We start from the raw sequence: 13,871 nt of genomic DNA on the forward strand, positions 1-13,871 counted from the left end.
AGGGACCGACCATGGACTTCGACCCCACCCCGTACCTCGTCTGGATCTTCGTCGGCTACGGCGTGATGTTCGCCGGCGCCATCGGCATGTACGTGCTGAGCGGCCTCTCGCTCTCCCGTATCTTCCAGAAGACGGGCAACGAAGGCTGGCCCGCGTGGGTGCCCGTCTACAACACCTTCCAGATGCTCAAGATCGTGGGTCTGCCCGGCTGGATCGCGTTCCTCATCTTCGTGCCGTTCGGCAGCTTCGTGGTGCTCGTCTACACGATCATGGCGATCCACCGCTTCAGCCGCGGCTTCGGCAAGGGCACCGGCTTCACCGTGCTCGGCGCCCTCCTCGGACTCGTCTGGCAGGTCATCCTCGCCTTCGGCGACACCCCGAAGTGGAACCCCGCCCTCGCGCTGCCGGCCGGTGCCGGTGGCGGGTCCGACTTCGCCGCTGCCGTGGGCTACGGGGCCGGCGCATACGCGCCCGCCGGTTACCCGGCCGTGCCGCCGGCCGTCGGCGGGTACGCGCCCGCGTACCCTGCGCCTGCCGCTCCGCAGGCGGTGGTTCCCGACGTGCCTGTCGCGCCTGTCGCGCCTGCGGTGCCTGTGGCACCGGTATTCGCAGCCCCCGCACCCGCAGCCGTCGCCCCGCAGTTCGCAGCACCGGCGGCCCCGCAGTATGCCGCACCTGCTCCCGCCGCACCTGAGTACGCGGCACCGCCCGCCCCGCCGTACGCGCAGCCCGCGCCGCAGTATGCAGCGCCCGTCCCGCCGGCCCCGCAACCCGTGCAGGCGCCCGCTGCCGAGCCCTCGCCGTACCCGGGCTACATCCTCGTCGACGGCCGCTGGGTCGCCGACCCGAACTACCGGGGCTGACCCCGACCGCACACCATACGGGGCGAGGGGTGTGAGCCTCGGTCCATCAGTGCTTTCGACGACGAGTGCCATCCAGGATTGCGTGAGTTCTTGCGGCGGGTTTCCCGCACCGGCGTAGCTCGCCTGCAACGCGGCCTACGCCGCGGGGCAACTGCTGTTGGGCTCTAGGTGCTCCCGCTAGTGTGAGCTCGTGACGACTGGAATTCGCCTGAGCCCCGGCGATATCGTCACGCGTTCCGACATCGCCATCCAGTACGGAGGCAGTCCGTACTCGGGTGGCATCGTCCCAAGCGAAGCCTCCAGATCGGTGTTCCTCTTCACCGACCCGTCTGAAGGAACCCAGTTCGGTTACGTTTACGACGGATTCTCGAGTGACACCTCAGTGCTCTACTACACCGGTGCTGGAAGTGATGGCGACCAGAAGGAGTCGGGAAGCAACTCCCCGATTCTTACGCACGCGTCGAAAGGTCGCACCCTTCACGCGTTCGTGGCCGCGGGAAGGGTTCCGGGCACAGCGACCAAGCGTCAGCGCTACGTCGGAGAGTTCGTCCTCGATCCAGCGTTGCCCTACGAGCGGATGCCGGCGCTGGACAAGAAGGGTGCGCTGCGAACGGTGCTTGTCTTTCGCCTGCTGCCGGTTAGCGTGGTCCCGGCGTGGATTGCCGACATCGTGGGTCGCGCGCAAATGCCGTCAGATCCGCGCTCACAACAGGTCCCAATCGAGATCAACTCGACGCAGTTCTTTGAGACCGCTGGCTCCAAAGGTGCTCTCGCGGTTCGCAAGGAGTCTCAGCTTGTCGATGACTTTGTTTCAAGTCAGCCCGACCACGTGTTCTCTCGATGGGCGATCACCTTGCCTTCTGAACACACGAGGTTGCTCACCGACATCTATGACGAAGGCGATCGCACGTTGTATGAGGCGAAAGCATTGTCTGGCAGAAGCGACGTTCGGATGGCGGTTGGTCAGCTGTACGACTACAAACGTCATGTCGCAGTCGACGGACTGCAGTGCTCTGTTCTGCTGCCTGAGCGACCCTCCAACGACCTGCGTGACTTGATACAGAGCGCGGGACTCGGCGTCGCCTACCGGGAGTCAAGCGGCTTCCGGATTGAGCCATCCACGTTGAGGCACCTTCAGCCATGACTCTTCGGCAAATCGAGGTTGTCGCGGCAGTCATCGTTCGTGATGGGCTTGTTCTGGGTGCGCGGCGATCCGCGCGCCAGAGTCTGAGCGGTCTTTGGGAGTTCCCTGGCGGCAAGGTCGAGCCCGATGAAGTGCACTCGAATGCGCTTGCGCGTGAGATTCGGGAAGAGCTTGCGTGCGAAGTGAAGGTCGGTGAGCTCGTGCTGACCGACGCCCATGAGTACGAGTTCGGCGAGGTGCAACTCTCGACATACTGGTGCACGCTCAAACATGGCGAACCTTACGCGCTCGAGCATGCGGAGGTGCGATGGTTGCATCCGCGCCGGCTTCAGCAACTTGAGTGGGCGCCAGCGGATCTTTCGGCCGTGGAGGCAATCGTCAACAAGATGCCGTGAGTCGAACGTGACCCATTCACCCATCTCTCCGGACTCAGCACCCGACCGCGTGGGGACCGCGAGCAAGTCCTTCGCGACGGCCTTCGCACGCGCGATCGAGTCGCCCGCCGTCCCCGGAGGATCGACGCGATGAGCCAGGCCACGCTCACCGTGCCCTCGGCGATGCCGGCGATGACCCGCAATAACTGCACATTGAACGTCCTGAGGCGAAGCGGTCGCATTGCGCACCTTCCTTCGGTCGAGACTTCCGGATGCCTCGCCTCGGTGACTCGCCGACCGGCTGACACGCCACAAACTGGGGGCGGCCCTGCGAGGATGTGGCAGCGGCGGCACCGACGACGGATGCTCCGTGCGGTGCGCCTCTTCATTCGCTCGACCGTGCGGCGGTGCGCCCAGCCGACTAGCCTGGGGCGCACCGATCTGGCCCACCCCGAGGAGGGCGACATGAGCGACACCGATCTGCCCGACGACCGCGAGTTCGCCGATGACGACGCTGTGCAGGCGGAGTTGAAGCGCGAGCATGACGAAGAGCTCGGGGTCGACCCGTTCTTCGAGGGCGCTGACATCACCGACCCGTACGGCGGACCGGATATCGAGGGTGGCGACGATCTCGACACAGGCGGCGGGTTCCGGACGCCTCGCTAGGGGCTGCCTCAGCAGCCGGGGCCGCCGGGGTATTGGTTGCAGTCGCCTTTGACGAGCACGGTGTCGATGCGTCCGATCAGGATGTCTCGTGGGGTGCCTCGGAGCGTGAGAGTGCCGGCGATCGGCGCCCAAGATGACCCGTTGAACCGGTATTCGGCGCGGTAGACGACGCTCGGCGTGACGGTGAAGGTTCCGCGGGAGTCGTACACGTGACTCGTGTCGGTCTCACCGAACTCGGCGACGCCGAGTTGTTCCCACGTTGCGCCCGGGGTGGTGAAGGTGTCGCTCGTGCCGTCGCCGAAGTCCCAGCCGTACCCGACCGGTGTGAAGCGGACGTCTGCCGGGTGATCGACCAGGCTTCCGGCGATGATCTGGGTCGTCGCGCCTGACACGAAGTTGACGGGGCGGTTCATCAGCCCCCATGCACCGGGTTCCGTGAGGTCGACCGGAGTCACAGGCCGGAACGAGGCGATGTCGTTGAGCGTGATGACGATCGGAGTGCCTGGCTCGCAGAGATCGTTCGGGTTGGTCGGGCCGCAGATGTCGGTCCACGGGATCGCCGGTGGCTCGTCTGCGACCGGTTCGACGGCAGTGCGTGCGCTTCCGGTGTCGTCGCGGTCGGGAGGCTGCAGGCCGGCGAGTGTGTCGTTGTAGCTGATCACTGCCTCGTCATCGCCGAGGTCGGCATTGATCGGCGGCTTGCAAGCACCAACGGTCACGCCAAGATCGGCACAGTCCGGCGAGCTGCCGGCCGTCGTGGACAGTGCGTATCCCGCGACGAGTAGACCTAGGAGCAGAAGTCGTGTCCCGACCACCGGTCGCTCCCTGAGAGTTGGAGTGCGTCTGTTCCTTCAAGAGTGATGATGAGTGCAGTGCGGAGTTGGCGGTCGACAGGAGTGACATCGACCCCGTGCTTGAAGACGCTGGTCGACGAGACGTCGAGACAGAGATAGATCTGGACATCGGCGCGACCCTCGGTGACATCCCAGTTCGACAAGGTCACCGTGTCGAAAGTGTTCGAACCCTCAGTGGAGACATCGTTTTCCAAGTAGGAGTTGTAACCCTCGATGAGTTTCTCCGCGTACTCCGGGGTTGCATGTCCGCGAATACGCTCAGGCTCTCGCCCACCGTCGTTGAGGATCTGATTGCTCACGGCCAGGTACGCGTCATACGCCTCCACCGCAGCCGCGAGCGCCTCCTCATCTGACGCGAAGATCGGCTCGACTTCAGGCGCCTCGGTCGCGGAGGCAGAAGGTTCGGGGTCGAGCGCCGCAGCTTCGCTGCACCCGGCGACACCGCCTGCGACGAGCACGGCGAGCCCGAGCGCCACAAGAACACGGGGGCGACGTGCAGTCGATCGGGAGAGCATGCGTTCACGGTATTGGAGGCGCGCGGAACACCGGTCGCGGTTGTCCACAGGTGGAGGACGGGATGCGAGCGCTACACGGCGAACACCCCGCGCAACCACTCCACCGCGATCGCGTCGTACTTCCGCGCGATGTCGTTCTGCGGCACGCCGACCTCCTCGGGCCAATCCGCGAGAGCATGCTCGGCCCCTTCGACGTACTGCACGTCCACGCCGGCGAGACCGAGCTCCTCGACAGCACCGACCGCATCGAGGAACGCCGGCTCATCGGCATCCCCTTCGACGATGAGCACGCGCGCCCCGCCGGCGACGAGCTCGGGCGCACGCGCGACGAAGTCGAGCCTGTCGGCGATCGCGTCCGACACGGTCGACCACGCATACGGCGCTGGCAGGAATCCCGCCATGGCGTCGATCATCGGCCGCAATCGCAACATGGGGTTCACGAGCACGGCGGCGCGGATGTCATGCGCGGCGCCGTGCGTCGCGAGCACATCGGCGGCGACGGATGCTCCGGCAGAGCCGCCGAGCACGATGACGGGCGAAGCATCCGAGACATCCAGCCCGAGCCGCTCCCGCACCTCCGCAAGCGCCGCCGGAAACTCGACCACCGCCTCGTCGTGCAGCGGCCCGAAGAAGTCGGCGACCATGTCGACACCGCTCTCGAGCAGCGCCTCGAATCCCTCGTACTCGGTCCGCGCGCCGCTCCGCGGCAGACCGAGATAGATGAGGTGTGCGTCGAACCCCGCGAGCGGCAGCGCGGTCGCCATTCCCGCGGGCGTCGAAGGCGGGTCGAGCAGATGCCACGCCACGACGACGGGCGCTTTGGCGCGAGCCGCGCGGCGGGCGACGAACGGCACACCCGCAGCGGTGACATCCGCGATCTCACTCATGGTCGCGAGGCTACGCCCGACGGCCGACGGTGACCATGAGACATCCGGAACAGTAGCCTCGACACATGCCCGCCACCGAGCGCCTCTTCAGCTACGGCACCCTCCGCCTCGCGCACGTGCAGCGCGAGCTCTTCGGCGCCGAGATTCCGACGGCGCCCGACGCGCTCGTCGGCTGGCGGCTCGGGATGCTTCGGATCGCCGACCCCGCAGTCGTCGCGCTGAGCGGTGAAGCCGAGCATCCGATCCTCGAGCACACCGGCGACCGCACCGACCGAGTCGAGGGTGCCGTGCTCCATCTCACGCCGGCGCAGCTTGCGGCCGCCGACGACTACGAGGTCGACGACTACGCGCGCGTGCGTGCCGAGCTCGCGTCGGGCGGCGACGTGTGGGTGTACGCGGCGGCCGGCCGCTAGAGTCCACACCATGCCCGAACTGATCCTCGCCGGCCCCGACCCGGTGACCGTCCCCGTCGTCATCGCGATCGCGAAGGGTCTCGGCTACGAGGCGACGACGCCCGGGCCCGGTCAGATCAAGCTCGAACGAGGCAGCCTGAACAAGACGGTCTGGCTCGGCGCGATGGCGGGCAAGGGGTTCCACATCTCCTTCACCTTCTCGTACGCCGTCGACGGCTACGGCAACACGTGGTTGCGCTTCGACCAGGACGGCGCGCTCGGCGCGGTCAAGGGCGGCGCGATCGGGTACGCGAAGAGCAAGAACGCGTACGAGGAGTTCCTCGCTGCGCTCCGCCACGAGACGGCCCAGCGCGGGATGCTCCTCGGCGAGCAGTAGCGAGCGGTAGTCGCCGCGACGCGAGAGCGGCGGATGTCACGGGTCTCATGCGCCCGACCCTAGGCCCACGCCGGCGCCGGGCGTGTGGCGAACGGCGGGTCTGTGGATGGTTCGGCACCCGCTTCGAATGTGGAGGAGATGTGCTTCACAAAGAAGAGATGACCAGGTATTTGATCGCGGCCCGGTTATCCACAGGATGCCTCACGCCGACCTGCCTCGATCGCTAATCTCGGGGCTCCGCGCTGCCGACCACCGCGCGGAGGAGGCGATCGACATGACCGACCACGAACACCCGCCGCACGCCCGGGCCGTCGAGCCCGCCGCGGATCCTCGGGCTGCGAAGGCGCGTAGCGGGCACCGCCGCCGGTTCGGATGGATCATCGCCGGTGCTTCCGCTGGCGGGATCGCACTCTCGATCGTCGCCGCCTCGGCGACCCTGAGTGTGATCACGGCGGTGTCCGCACCGGCGCTCGCCGCAGGTGCCTCTGACCGTTCGGCGCCCACGGCCGCGCCCGAGTCGACTGACCGCTCCGAGCGCGGGGAGAGGCCCGTGGCACCGGCCGAGCTGCCGGTCACCCTCGACTGGGACGTCGAGATCGGCCGCCCGGCCGACGCGTACACGGTCAAGGTGTTCTCCCCGCCGGGATGGGCGATCGTCGACGAGGTCGTCCTCGGCGTTCAGGGACAGGAGGAGGCCGAGAGCGGTTGTCGACTGTGGGTGCAGCAGGGCGAACTGCCCGACGAGGTCAAGGGCATCGCCGACGACCGCGAGGCGACGCTCGCGTACCTGGGGTGGATCTCGCACAGTGAGGTGCTCCCGGCCGACGTCGAAGAGGATGTCTTCACGGCATTCCCGGAGGACGCCGAGACCGAGGTGCCCGAGAGCGAGCAGTACGCGAGCGCGTACTGGCTTCGGGTGGCGAGCGGCGAACGCCAAGGGTTCGTGAAGGCGCGGGTCTTCGCCGAACTCGAACAGGTCGTCGTCGTGTCCGCTCTCTGCCCCGCGGGCATCACCGATCTGGAGCCGATTCGACATCAAGCGTGGTCGCACGTCGCCGTCATGCTCATGGACAAGCAGTAGTCGCAGGCTCGTTGTCGGCGGCTCCTCATAGGGTCGGAATCTTCGGGAGACCGGAGTCACCCCAGGAGTCCGCATGGATCCGCAGCCCGCCCCCGCCACTCGCACGATCACGGCGTCGCGCCCTCCCGCCGCGGAGCGGCGCCGCTTCCTCTCCGAGATCGGCGAGCTCGAACTGCGTCTGGCCGTCATCGACGATCGGTTCGAGGCGCTCGCGCGGCGTGCCGGCGAGGCATACGGCATCTGGCGCGGCGACACGCTCGGTCGCGCGCAGCGGCTCGCGTCGCGTGCGGCGCAGCTCGAACGGGCCGGATGCCTCGCGCCCGGCGAGCGGCAGCGGGTCGCGGCGCTCCTCGTGACGCTGCGCAAGCGCATCGAGGCCCTCGACTTGCGCCACGACGAGTTGCGCGGGTGAGGATCAACGAGTCCGATTCCCGCGATCCGATCCGCCCCGACGGCGAACGAGACGGGAGAACATGGAAGCATGACCCTCCGCCACACGACGATCGGCACCGCGGTCGGCGACCTTCTCGTCGTCGCCGACGGCGATGCGGTGACGGGCGTGTACTTCCCCGGGCACTGGTACCCGCCGGCATCCGATCGCATCGGCACGGCGCTTGCGATCGAGAACGCGGGCGCCGAGGCATCCGACCCCGTCTTCACTCAGGTGGAGCGCGAACTCGACGAGTACTTCGCCGGTCGGCGCACGCATTTCGAGGTCGTGATCGCGACGAGCGGCGATGCGTTCCAAGAGCAGGTGTGGCGGATGCTTCGGGCGATCACATTCGGCGCGACGACGACCTACGGCGCGCTCGCCGAAGCGCTCGGCGACCGGGCGCTCGCGCGCCGCGTTGGGCAGGCGGTCGGGCGGAATCCCGTGAGCATCCTCATCCCGTGCCATCGGGTCGTCGGCGCCGACGGCTCGCTCACGGGATATGCGGGCGGCCTCGAGCGCAAGCGCGTGCTGCTCGAACTCGAGGGCGCGGAGGTCGTCGCGCAGAGCCGCCTGTTCTGAAGAAGGCGCGCGCAGAGACATCCGGATGTCTCGTCCGTGTCGAAATCGGCGAGGCAGCCTCGACATACTGGCAGGAAGCCGACCGGCCTCCTGCTCACCCGGGACGAAAGGCCCGGTGAGGCTAGAACTCCGACGAAGGAGCGCAGTGCCGTGAAGTACCTCATCCTCTTGAAGTCGAATCCCGAGTGGGCGGCCGCGTTCGCGTCGTTCACGCCCGAGCAGCAGGCCGAGGGCATGGCCCTCTACGAGTCGGTGTTCCGCGAGCTGGGGAGTCGGGCGAGCTCGTCGACGCCGAGCAGCTCGCCGGCCCCGAGACCGTGAAGACGGTGCGCGCGACCGAGTCGGGCCCGGTCGCGAGCGACGGACCGTACACCGAACTCAAGGAGTTCCTGGGCGGCTATTACCTCGTCGACGTCGAGTCGTTCGACCGCGCGGTCGAGATCGCGGGGCGCTTCCCCGAAGCGGGCGAGGGGCTCGTCGAGGTCCTGCCGATCCTGCAGAACATGACGATGGCTTCGGGCGACTACTGACGGACCGCTCGTGAGCGCGGAGCGCGGGGCGTCCGACTCGGTCGACGATGAGACCGAACGGATGCTCCGCGCTGCCGCGCCTGCGGCGCTCGCGATCCTCGTGCGGACGACGGGCGACTTCGACGGCAGCGAGGACGCGATGCAGGACGCGCTCGTCGCGGCAGCGACGCAGTGGCCGGATGACCCGCCGCAGAACCCGCGCGCGTGGCTCGTCGCCGTCGCGCGGCGCCGGTACGTCGAGCAGGTGCGGGCCGACGTCGCGCGCCGGAGGCGCGAGGAGCGGGCGTTCGGGTTGGAGCCTCCAGGCGGGCGCGGGCTCGAGGCATCCGACACGCTCTCCGAAGCATCCGACGTCGACGACTCGCTCGCGCTCCTCGTGCTGTGCGCGCACCCGGCTGTGGCGCGGCCGTCGCAGGTCGCGCTCACGTTGCGCGCCGTCGGCGGGCTCACGACCGCCGAGATCGCCCGCGCGCTGTTCGTCCCCGAGAAGACCATCGGACAGCGGATCTCACGCGCGAAGGCGCGCATCCGCGCGGCCGGCGCGACCTTCGATCCGCCCGCCGACCGGGCCGAGCTCGCCGATCGCCTCGCGACCGTGTTCACGGTGCTCGCGGTCATCTACACGGAGGGGCACACCGCGAGCTCGGGCGAGTCGCTCGTGCGCGTCGACCTGTCGAGCGAGGCGATCCGGCTGACGAGGATGCTTCGTCAGGCGACGCCGGTGGATGCCTCGTGGCGCGCCGAGGTCGACGGACTCCTCGCCCTCATGCTTCTCACCGAAGCCCGGCGGCCCGCGCGCCTTCGCGCCGGCGCCGGCACAGGCGCGTTCCCGATGCCCGAACTGGTGCCGCTCGCCGAGCAGGACCGTTCGCTCTGGGACGCCTCGCTCGTCGCCGAGGGAGTCGCACTCGTCGAGGGCGCGCTCGGCACGGGACATCCGGGGCCGTTCCAGCTTCAGGCCGCGATCGCGGCCGTCCACGACGAGGCGCAGTCGACGGATGCCACGGACTGGCGCGAGATCCTCGCCCTCTACGACCTGCTCCGCGTGGTCGGGCCCGGTCCGATGGTCGAACTCGGACGCGTGGTCGCCGTCGCCATGGTGCACGGACCCGACGCCGGCCTGCACGCGCTCGAATCCGTGGCGCTCGAGCCCGCTCTCGCGGGCCACTTCCGCGTGCACGCCGTGCGCGGCCACCTTCTCGAACGCGCCGAACGGCCCGACGACGCCCGCACCTCGTTCGCGACCGCCGCTTCGCTCGCCCTCAACGCGGCCGAACGCCGCTACCTCGAGGCCAAGGCCGCGGCGCTCTCGCACTGACCCGGCGCTCCGCGCCGACCGGGTTGTGGAGAACTCCGGCGGTGCACGGCCGACACTGCCCTAGCGTGTGGTGTCATGCCCAGACCCCGCTTGAACCGTACGCTCCCACTCGCGGTCGTCGGCCTCGCGGTTCTCCTCGGCGGCGCCCTGACCGGATGCACCGACTCGCAGGCGCCTGCTCCGACGCCTGCGGCAACGGAGGCGCCTGCGGCCGAGCCGATCTTCGCCTCGGACGAAGAGGCGCTCGCCGCAGCCGAGGAAGCCTACGAGGCCTACCTGCAGGCTCTGGACCAGGCTGCATCAGATGCGGCGGGCAACTCGAGCGGCATAGATGAGTTCGTGACCGACTCGCAGGTGAAAGACTCGCTCGCAACGCTCGCAGCACGCGGGCTGCGCATCCAAGGAACAACGTCTTACGACTCGATGCGACTTGAGAGCTGGCATGAGTCCGCTGGCGCGGCGAGTCTCACGGTCTACGTTTGTCTGGACTCCAGCGGAACGCGAGTTCTCGACGCATCCGGGAACGATGTCACGCCGACAGACCGAGCAGCGCGGACGCCACTCGTGGTCGGTTTGCTCTCTGACCGCACGAATCCACGTGTGCCTCGACCGAACGAGTCCGAGACATGGCGCGGTCACGATTTCTGCTGAGCGCGGGCGCGCTCGCATGCGTCCTATTGGCTCACCCATTTGGAGTTGCCCTCGCCAGCGCCGACGAACTGGATAACATCACTGGCTTCCTATCCGCCAATGCTGCTGAGCTTGAGGCTGTTGGCAAGAACGACCGTGCCCCCGATGGCACCGTCGGGACGGCCCTGACGGACCCGTCGCAGACGGAACCGGACCCGGTCGTGAATCTGCATGAGTCAGTCGATGACTGCTTCCCGAACGATCCGACTGATCCTTGTAGCGCGGGTGCGGAGGCGGCTCCGCGTGGTGGTCCGGTGGTGACGTTGCGTGATATCGCGTCGTTTCGTCCGGCGGTGCCGGTGGATGTGTTGGAGCCGGGCGCGTGGGGGTTGATGGGCCGCCCGGTGAACTTCGTGTCGGGGGCGACCGATCAGGTGGTGGCGGGCACGTTGCTGGGCAGGCCGGCGGATGTGCGGTTCGTGCCGGTCGGGTTCGAGTGGTCGTTCGGTGATGGCGATGCCGAGATGTTCACAGAGCCGGGTGCGTCGTGGGCGGCGCTCGGGCTTCGCGAGTTCTCCGAGACGCCGACGAGCCACGTGTACGAGGATCGCGGCACGTATGACGTGGCCCCGAGTGTGACGTATCGGGCGTGGTATCGGTTCGACGGCTCGGGGTGGGTGCCGATCGCGGGCACGTTGCAGGTTCCGGGTACCCCGCGATCCGTCGTGATCGGGCGGATCGACACGGTATTGGTCAAGGGCGACTGCAATCAGTACCCGAACGGCCCCGGCTGCGGCCAGAGGCGTTGATCCGTCTCTTTTGAGGTGTGTTCTGGGGTTTTGTGGTGTGGTGGTGGTGCGACACGCCCGGGGTGTGGGGTGGGTTTGCGTGGTGGTGGGGGTGTGCGTAAAGTATTCATCTGTTGCCCCACAGGGCCGGGAGCGTTGAGAGAGGTTCTTCTCTTCTCCGTTGCTTGGTTCTCAAGTGGTGATGGTTCCGAACATGTCGAGTGGTGTTTTGCTCGGGTGTTTGAAGCGTCCGGATGCGTCCCTTGGTTGGGATGGCCGGGTGGTGGAAATGTTTGGTTCCCTGTTGTGAAGCGCTGGTTTTTCTGGTGTGGAGGCGGGGGCGTCCGTTTCTTGAGAACTCAACAGCGTGCACTATGTTCAATGCCAATTTTTTGAACCCCGACCCGGTTTTGCCGGGTGGGATTCCTTTGATTGATGGACAATTTTGATTCTTTGGAGTCAGTTGTTTTTTCTGTCAGAGATCAAACTCCTCGGCCGGCTTTTTTGGGTTGGTTGGGAATCTTTTTTTTTGGAGAGTTTGATCCTGGCTCAGGACGAACGCTGGCGGCGTGCTTAACACATGCAAGTCGAACGATGAACTGGGAGCTTGCTCCTGGGGATTAGTGGCGAACGGGTGAGTAACACGTGAGTAACCTGCCCTGGACTCTGGGATAACCCCGAGAAATCGGAGCTAATACCGGATAGGACCTTGGATCGCATGATTCTTGGTGGAAAGTTTTTCGGTTTGGGATGGACTCGCGGCCTATCAGCTTGTTGGTGAGGTAATGGCTCACCAAGGCGTCGACGGGTAGCCGGCCTGAGAGGGTGACCGGCCACACTGGGACTGAGACACGGCCCAGACTCCTACGGGAGGCAGCAGTGGGGAATATTGCACAATGGGCGAAAGCCTGATGCAGCAACGCCGCGTGCGGGATGACGGCCTTCGGGTTGTAAACCGCTTTTAGTAAGGAAGAAGCCCTTTGGGGTGACGGTACTTGCAGAAAAAGGACCGGCTAACTACGTGCCAGCAGCCGCGGTAATACGTAGGGTCCGAGCGTTGTCCGGAATTATTGGGCGTAAAGAGCTCGTAGGCGGTTTGTCGCGTCTGCTGTGAAATCTAGAGGCTCAACCTCTAGCCTGCAGTGGGTACGGGCAGACTTGAGTGGTGTAGGGGAGACTGGAATTCCTGGTGTAGCGGTGGAATGCGCAGATATCAGGAGGAACACCGATGGCGAAGGCAGGTCTCTGGGCACTTACTGACGCTGAGGAGCGAAAGCGTGGGGAGCGAACAGGATTAGATACCCTGGTAGTCCACGCCGTAAACGTTGGGCGCTAGATGTGGGGACCTTTCCACGGTTTCCGTGTCGTAGCTAACGCATTAAGCGCCCCGCCTGGGGAGTACGGCCGCAAGGCTAAAACTCAAAGGAATTGACGGGGGCCCGCACAAGCGGCGGAGCATGCGGATTAATTCGATGCAACGCGAAGAACCTTACCAAGGCTTGACATGACCGAGAACGGGCCAGAAATGGTCAACTCTTTGGACACTCGGTTACAGGTGGTGCATGGTTGTCGTCAGCTCGTGTCGTGAGATGTTGGGTTAAGTCCCGCAACGAGCGCAACCCTCGTCGCATGTTGCCAGCACGTTATGGTGGGGACTCATGTGAGACTGCCGGGGTCAACTCGGAGGAAGGTGGGGATGACGTCAAATCATCATGCCCCTTATGTCTTGGGCTTCACGCATGCTACAATGGCCGGTACAAAGGGCTGCGATGTCGTAAGGCGGAGCGAATCCCAAAAAGCCGGTCTCAGTTCGGATTGAGGTCTGCAACTCGACCTCATGAAGTCGGAGTCGCTAGTAATCGCAGATCAGCAACGCTGCGGTGAATACGTTCCCGGGCCTTGTACACACCGCCCGTCAAGTCATGAAAGTCGGTAACACCCGAAGCCGGTGGCCTAACCCTTGTGGAGGGAGCCGTCGAAGGTGGGATCGGTGATTAGGACTAAGTCGTAACAAGGTAGCCGTACCGGAAGGTGCGGCTGGATCACCTCCTTTCTAAGGAGCACTGGACCAGGTTTGCTGGTTCCAGGAGTCCCAGATCGAAACCGTTCGTGTTTCGCTGGGTGCTCATGGGTGGAACATTGACATAGGCATCCAAGCCAAGGGTTTTCGTCTAGTACGCCGGTTCGCCGGTTGGAACGGTGGGGGCCGGCGGGTTGGGTGCGTGCACGCTGTTGGGTCCTGAGGGACCGGGCGCCGCCACCGGGTGGGGATGAAGATTCCTGCGGGTGGTGGGTTTGGACTTCGCAGGCCTTCACGAAAGCCGGCTTCATGCTGGTGGGGTGGGGGTTCTGGCCGTCTGTTGAGAACTACATAGTGGACGCGAGCATCTTAGATTGATGTTCCTTCGGGGACATCGATC

General features: G+C 66.1%; 17 protein-coding genes and 1 rRNA gene. 15 read left to right on the forward strand and 3 right to left on the reverse strand.

All coding sequences use genetic code 11. From position 1 onward, the window contains the following. Positions 1 to 11: 11 nt before the first annotated feature. The 4 genes from ET445_RS06160 (at position 12) to ET445_RS06175 (ending at position 3,047) form a co-directional block, all read left to right on the forward strand. Positions 12 to 863, forward strand: coding sequence for a DUF5684 domain-containing protein (locus ET445_RS06160; protein WP_129189803.1), 852 nt, complete (start codon positions 12 to 14; stop codon positions 861 to 863). Between the two features lie 190 nt (positions 864 to 1,053). Beyond that, a complete protein-coding gene (locus ET445_RS06165; RefSeq protein ID WP_129189805.1) occupies positions 1,054 to 2,007 on the forward strand; it encodes an SRA domain-containing endonuclease in 954 nt (317 codons plus the stop codon). Beyond that, a complete protein-coding gene (locus tag ET445_RS06170; protein ID WP_129189807.1) occupies positions 2,004 to 2,402 on the forward strand; it encodes a (deoxy)nucleoside triphosphate pyrophosphohydrolase in 399 nt (132 codons plus the stop codon). The genes ET445_RS06165 and ET445_RS06170 overlap by 4 nt, the downstream gene beginning before the upstream one ends. 129 nt (positions 2,403 to 2,531) lie before the next feature. Beyond that, the gene (locus ET445_RS06175) at positions 2,532 to 3,047 is read left to right on the forward strand and encodes a hypothetical protein (protein WP_129189809.1); all 516 of its coding nucleotides are present in this window, start codon (positions 2,532 to 2,534) and stop codon (positions 3,045 to 3,047) included. Positions 3,048 to 3,055: 8 nt separating this feature from the next. On the opposite strand, the gene ET445_RS06180 is transcribed toward ET445_RS06175, so the two are convergent. From ET445_RS06180 to ET445_RS06190, 3 genes are all read right to left on the reverse strand, one after another. Next, positions 3,056 to 3,766, reverse strand: a complete 711-nt coding sequence (locus tag ET445_RS06180; RefSeq protein ID WP_129189811.1) for a PKD domain-containing protein — start codon at positions 3,764 to 3,766, stop codon at positions 3,056 to 3,058. Between the two features lie 68 nt (positions 3,767 to 3,834). Further along, a complete protein-coding gene (locus ET445_RS06185; RefSeq protein ID WP_129189813.1) occupies positions 3,835 to 4,416 on the reverse strand; it encodes a hypothetical protein in 582 nt (193 codons plus the stop codon). A gap of 71 nt (positions 4,417 to 4,487) precedes the next feature. Beyond that, positions 4,488 to 5,303: an alpha/beta fold hydrolase gene (locus ET445_RS06190; protein WP_129189815.1), complete on the reverse strand. Its 816-nt coding sequence runs from the start codon at positions 5,301 to 5,303 to the stop codon at positions 4,488 to 4,490. Positions 5,304 to 5,368: 65 nt separating this feature from the next. Here ET445_RS06190 and ET445_RS06195 point away from each other — a divergent pair, with 65 nt between their 5' ends. The 11 genes from ET445_RS06195 to ET445_RS06240 all read left to right on the forward strand — a co-directional run bounded on the left by ET445_RS06195 (position 5,369) and on the right by ET445_RS06240 (position 13,504). Continuing rightward, positions 5,369 to 5,716, forward strand: a complete 348-nt coding sequence (locus tag ET445_RS06195; protein WP_129189818.1) for a gamma-glutamylcyclotransferase family protein — start codon at positions 5,369 to 5,371, stop codon at positions 5,714 to 5,716. Positions 5,717 to 5,726: 10 nt separating this feature from the next. Further along, positions 5,727 to 6,092, forward strand: coding sequence for a hypothetical protein (locus ET445_RS06200; protein WP_129189820.1), 366 nt, complete (start codon positions 5,727 to 5,729; stop codon positions 6,090 to 6,092). A gap of 274 nt (positions 6,093 to 6,366) precedes the next feature. Next, the gene (locus ET445_RS06205; protein WP_129189822.1) at positions 6,367 to 7,173 is read left to right on the forward strand and encodes a hypothetical protein; all 807 of its coding nucleotides are present in this window, start codon (positions 6,367 to 6,369) and stop codon (positions 7,171 to 7,173) included. A gap of 73 nt (positions 7,174 to 7,246) precedes the next feature. Then, positions 7,247 to 7,585 (forward strand): hypothetical protein, encoded by a 339-nt coding sequence (locus ET445_RS06210; RefSeq protein WP_129189823.1) that lies wholly within the window; start codon positions 7,247 to 7,249, stop codon positions 7,583 to 7,585. Positions 7,586 to 7,654: 69 nt separating this feature from the next. Next, a complete protein-coding gene (locus tag ET445_RS06215; protein ID WP_129189825.1) occupies positions 7,655 to 8,185 on the forward strand; it encodes a methylated-DNA--[protein]-cysteine S-methyltransferase in 531 nt (176 codons plus the stop codon). 150 nt (positions 8,186 to 8,335) lie between these two features. Next, on the forward strand, positions 8,336 to 8,506 hold the full coding sequence (locus ET445_RS17900) for a hypothetical protein (RefSeq protein WP_243695353.1): 171 nt from the start codon (positions 8,336 to 8,338) through the stop codon (positions 8,504 to 8,506). A 5-nt stretch (positions 8,507 to 8,511) separates the two neighbouring features. Further along, positions 8,512 to 8,715, forward strand: coding sequence for a YciI family protein (locus ET445_RS06220; RefSeq protein ID WP_243695354.1), 204 nt, complete (start codon positions 8,512 to 8,514; stop codon positions 8,713 to 8,715). A gap of 10 nt (positions 8,716 to 8,725) precedes the next feature. Continuing rightward, entirely contained in the window at positions 8,726 to 10,033 is a 1,308-nt protein-coding gene (locus ET445_RS06225) for an RNA polymerase sigma factor (protein ID WP_243695355.1), read from the forward strand. 75 nt (positions 10,034 to 10,108) lie between these two features. Next, a complete protein-coding gene (locus ET445_RS06230; protein ID WP_129189828.1) occupies positions 10,109 to 10,684 on the forward strand; it encodes a hypothetical protein in 576 nt (191 codons plus the stop codon). Next, positions 10,660 to 11,472 carry a hypothetical protein gene (locus ET445_RS06235; protein WP_129189830.1) on the forward strand — a complete coding sequence of 271 codons (813 nt, stop codon included), beginning with the start codon at positions 10,660 to 10,662 and terminating at the stop codon, positions 11,470 to 11,472. The genes ET445_RS06230 and ET445_RS06235 overlap by 25 nt, the downstream gene beginning before the upstream one ends. 505 nt (positions 11,473 to 11,977) lie before the next feature. Then, positions 11,978 to 13,504, forward strand: a 16S ribosomal RNA gene (locus ET445_RS06240). The last annotated feature ends 367 nt before the right edge of the window (positions 13,505 to 13,871 follow it).

Origin of the sequence: Agromyces protaetiae (assembly GCF_004135405.1) — a bacterium.
Taxonomy (GTDB): Bacteria; Actinomycetota; Actinomycetes; order Actinomycetales; family Microbacteriaceae; genus Agromyces; species Agromyces protaetiae.

What these genes read in the sequence shown, in the direction of transcription:
- ET445_RS06160 (WP_129189803.1), top strand. Translation starts at nt 12, where the DNA reads ATGGACTTCGACCCCACCCCGTACCTCGTCTGGATCTTCGTCGGCTAC.
- ET445_RS06170 (WP_129189807.1), top strand. Translation starts at nt 2,004, where the DNA reads ATGACTCTTCGGCAAATCGAGGTTGTCGCGGCAGTCATCGTTCGTGAT.
- ET445_RS06175 (WP_129189809.1), top strand. Translation starts at nt 2,532, where the DNA reads ATGAGCCAGGCCACGCTCACCGTGCCCTCGGCGATGCCGGCGATGACC.
- ET445_RS06185 (WP_129189813.1), bottom strand. Translation starts at nt 4,416, where the DNA reads ATGCTCTCCCGATCGACTGCACGTCGCCCCCGTGTTCTTGTGGCGCTC.
- ET445_RS06190 (WP_129189815.1), bottom strand. Translation starts at nt 5,303, where the DNA reads ATGAGTGAGATCGCGGATGTCACCGCTGCGGGTGTGCCGTTCGTCGCC.
- ET445_RS06195 (WP_129189818.1), top strand. Translation starts at nt 5,369, where the DNA reads ATGCCCGCCACCGAGCGCCTCTTCAGCTACGGCACCCTCCGCCTCGCG.
- ET445_RS06200 (WP_129189820.1), top strand. Translation starts at nt 5,727, where the DNA reads ATGCCCGAACTGATCCTCGCCGGCCCCGACCCGGTGACCGTCCCCGTC.
- ET445_RS06205 (WP_129189822.1), top strand. Translation starts at nt 6,367, where the DNA reads ATGACCGACCACGAACACCCGCCGCACGCCCGGGCCGTCGAGCCCGCC.
- ET445_RS06210 (WP_129189823.1), top strand. Translation starts at nt 7,247, where the DNA reads ATGGATCCGCAGCCCGCCCCCGCCACTCGCACGATCACGGCGTCGCGC.
- ET445_RS06215 (WP_129189825.1), top strand. Translation starts at nt 7,655, where the DNA reads ATGACCCTCCGCCACACGACGATCGGCACCGCGGTCGGCGACCTTCTC.
- ET445_RS06230 (WP_129189828.1), top strand. Translation starts at nt 10,109, where the DNA reads ATGCCCAGACCCCGCTTGAACCGTACGCTCCCACTCGCGGTCGTCGGC.
- ET445_RS06235 (WP_129189830.1), top strand. Translation starts at nt 10,660, where the DNA reads ATGGCGCGGTCACGATTTCTGCTGAGCGCGGGCGCGCTCGCATGCGTC.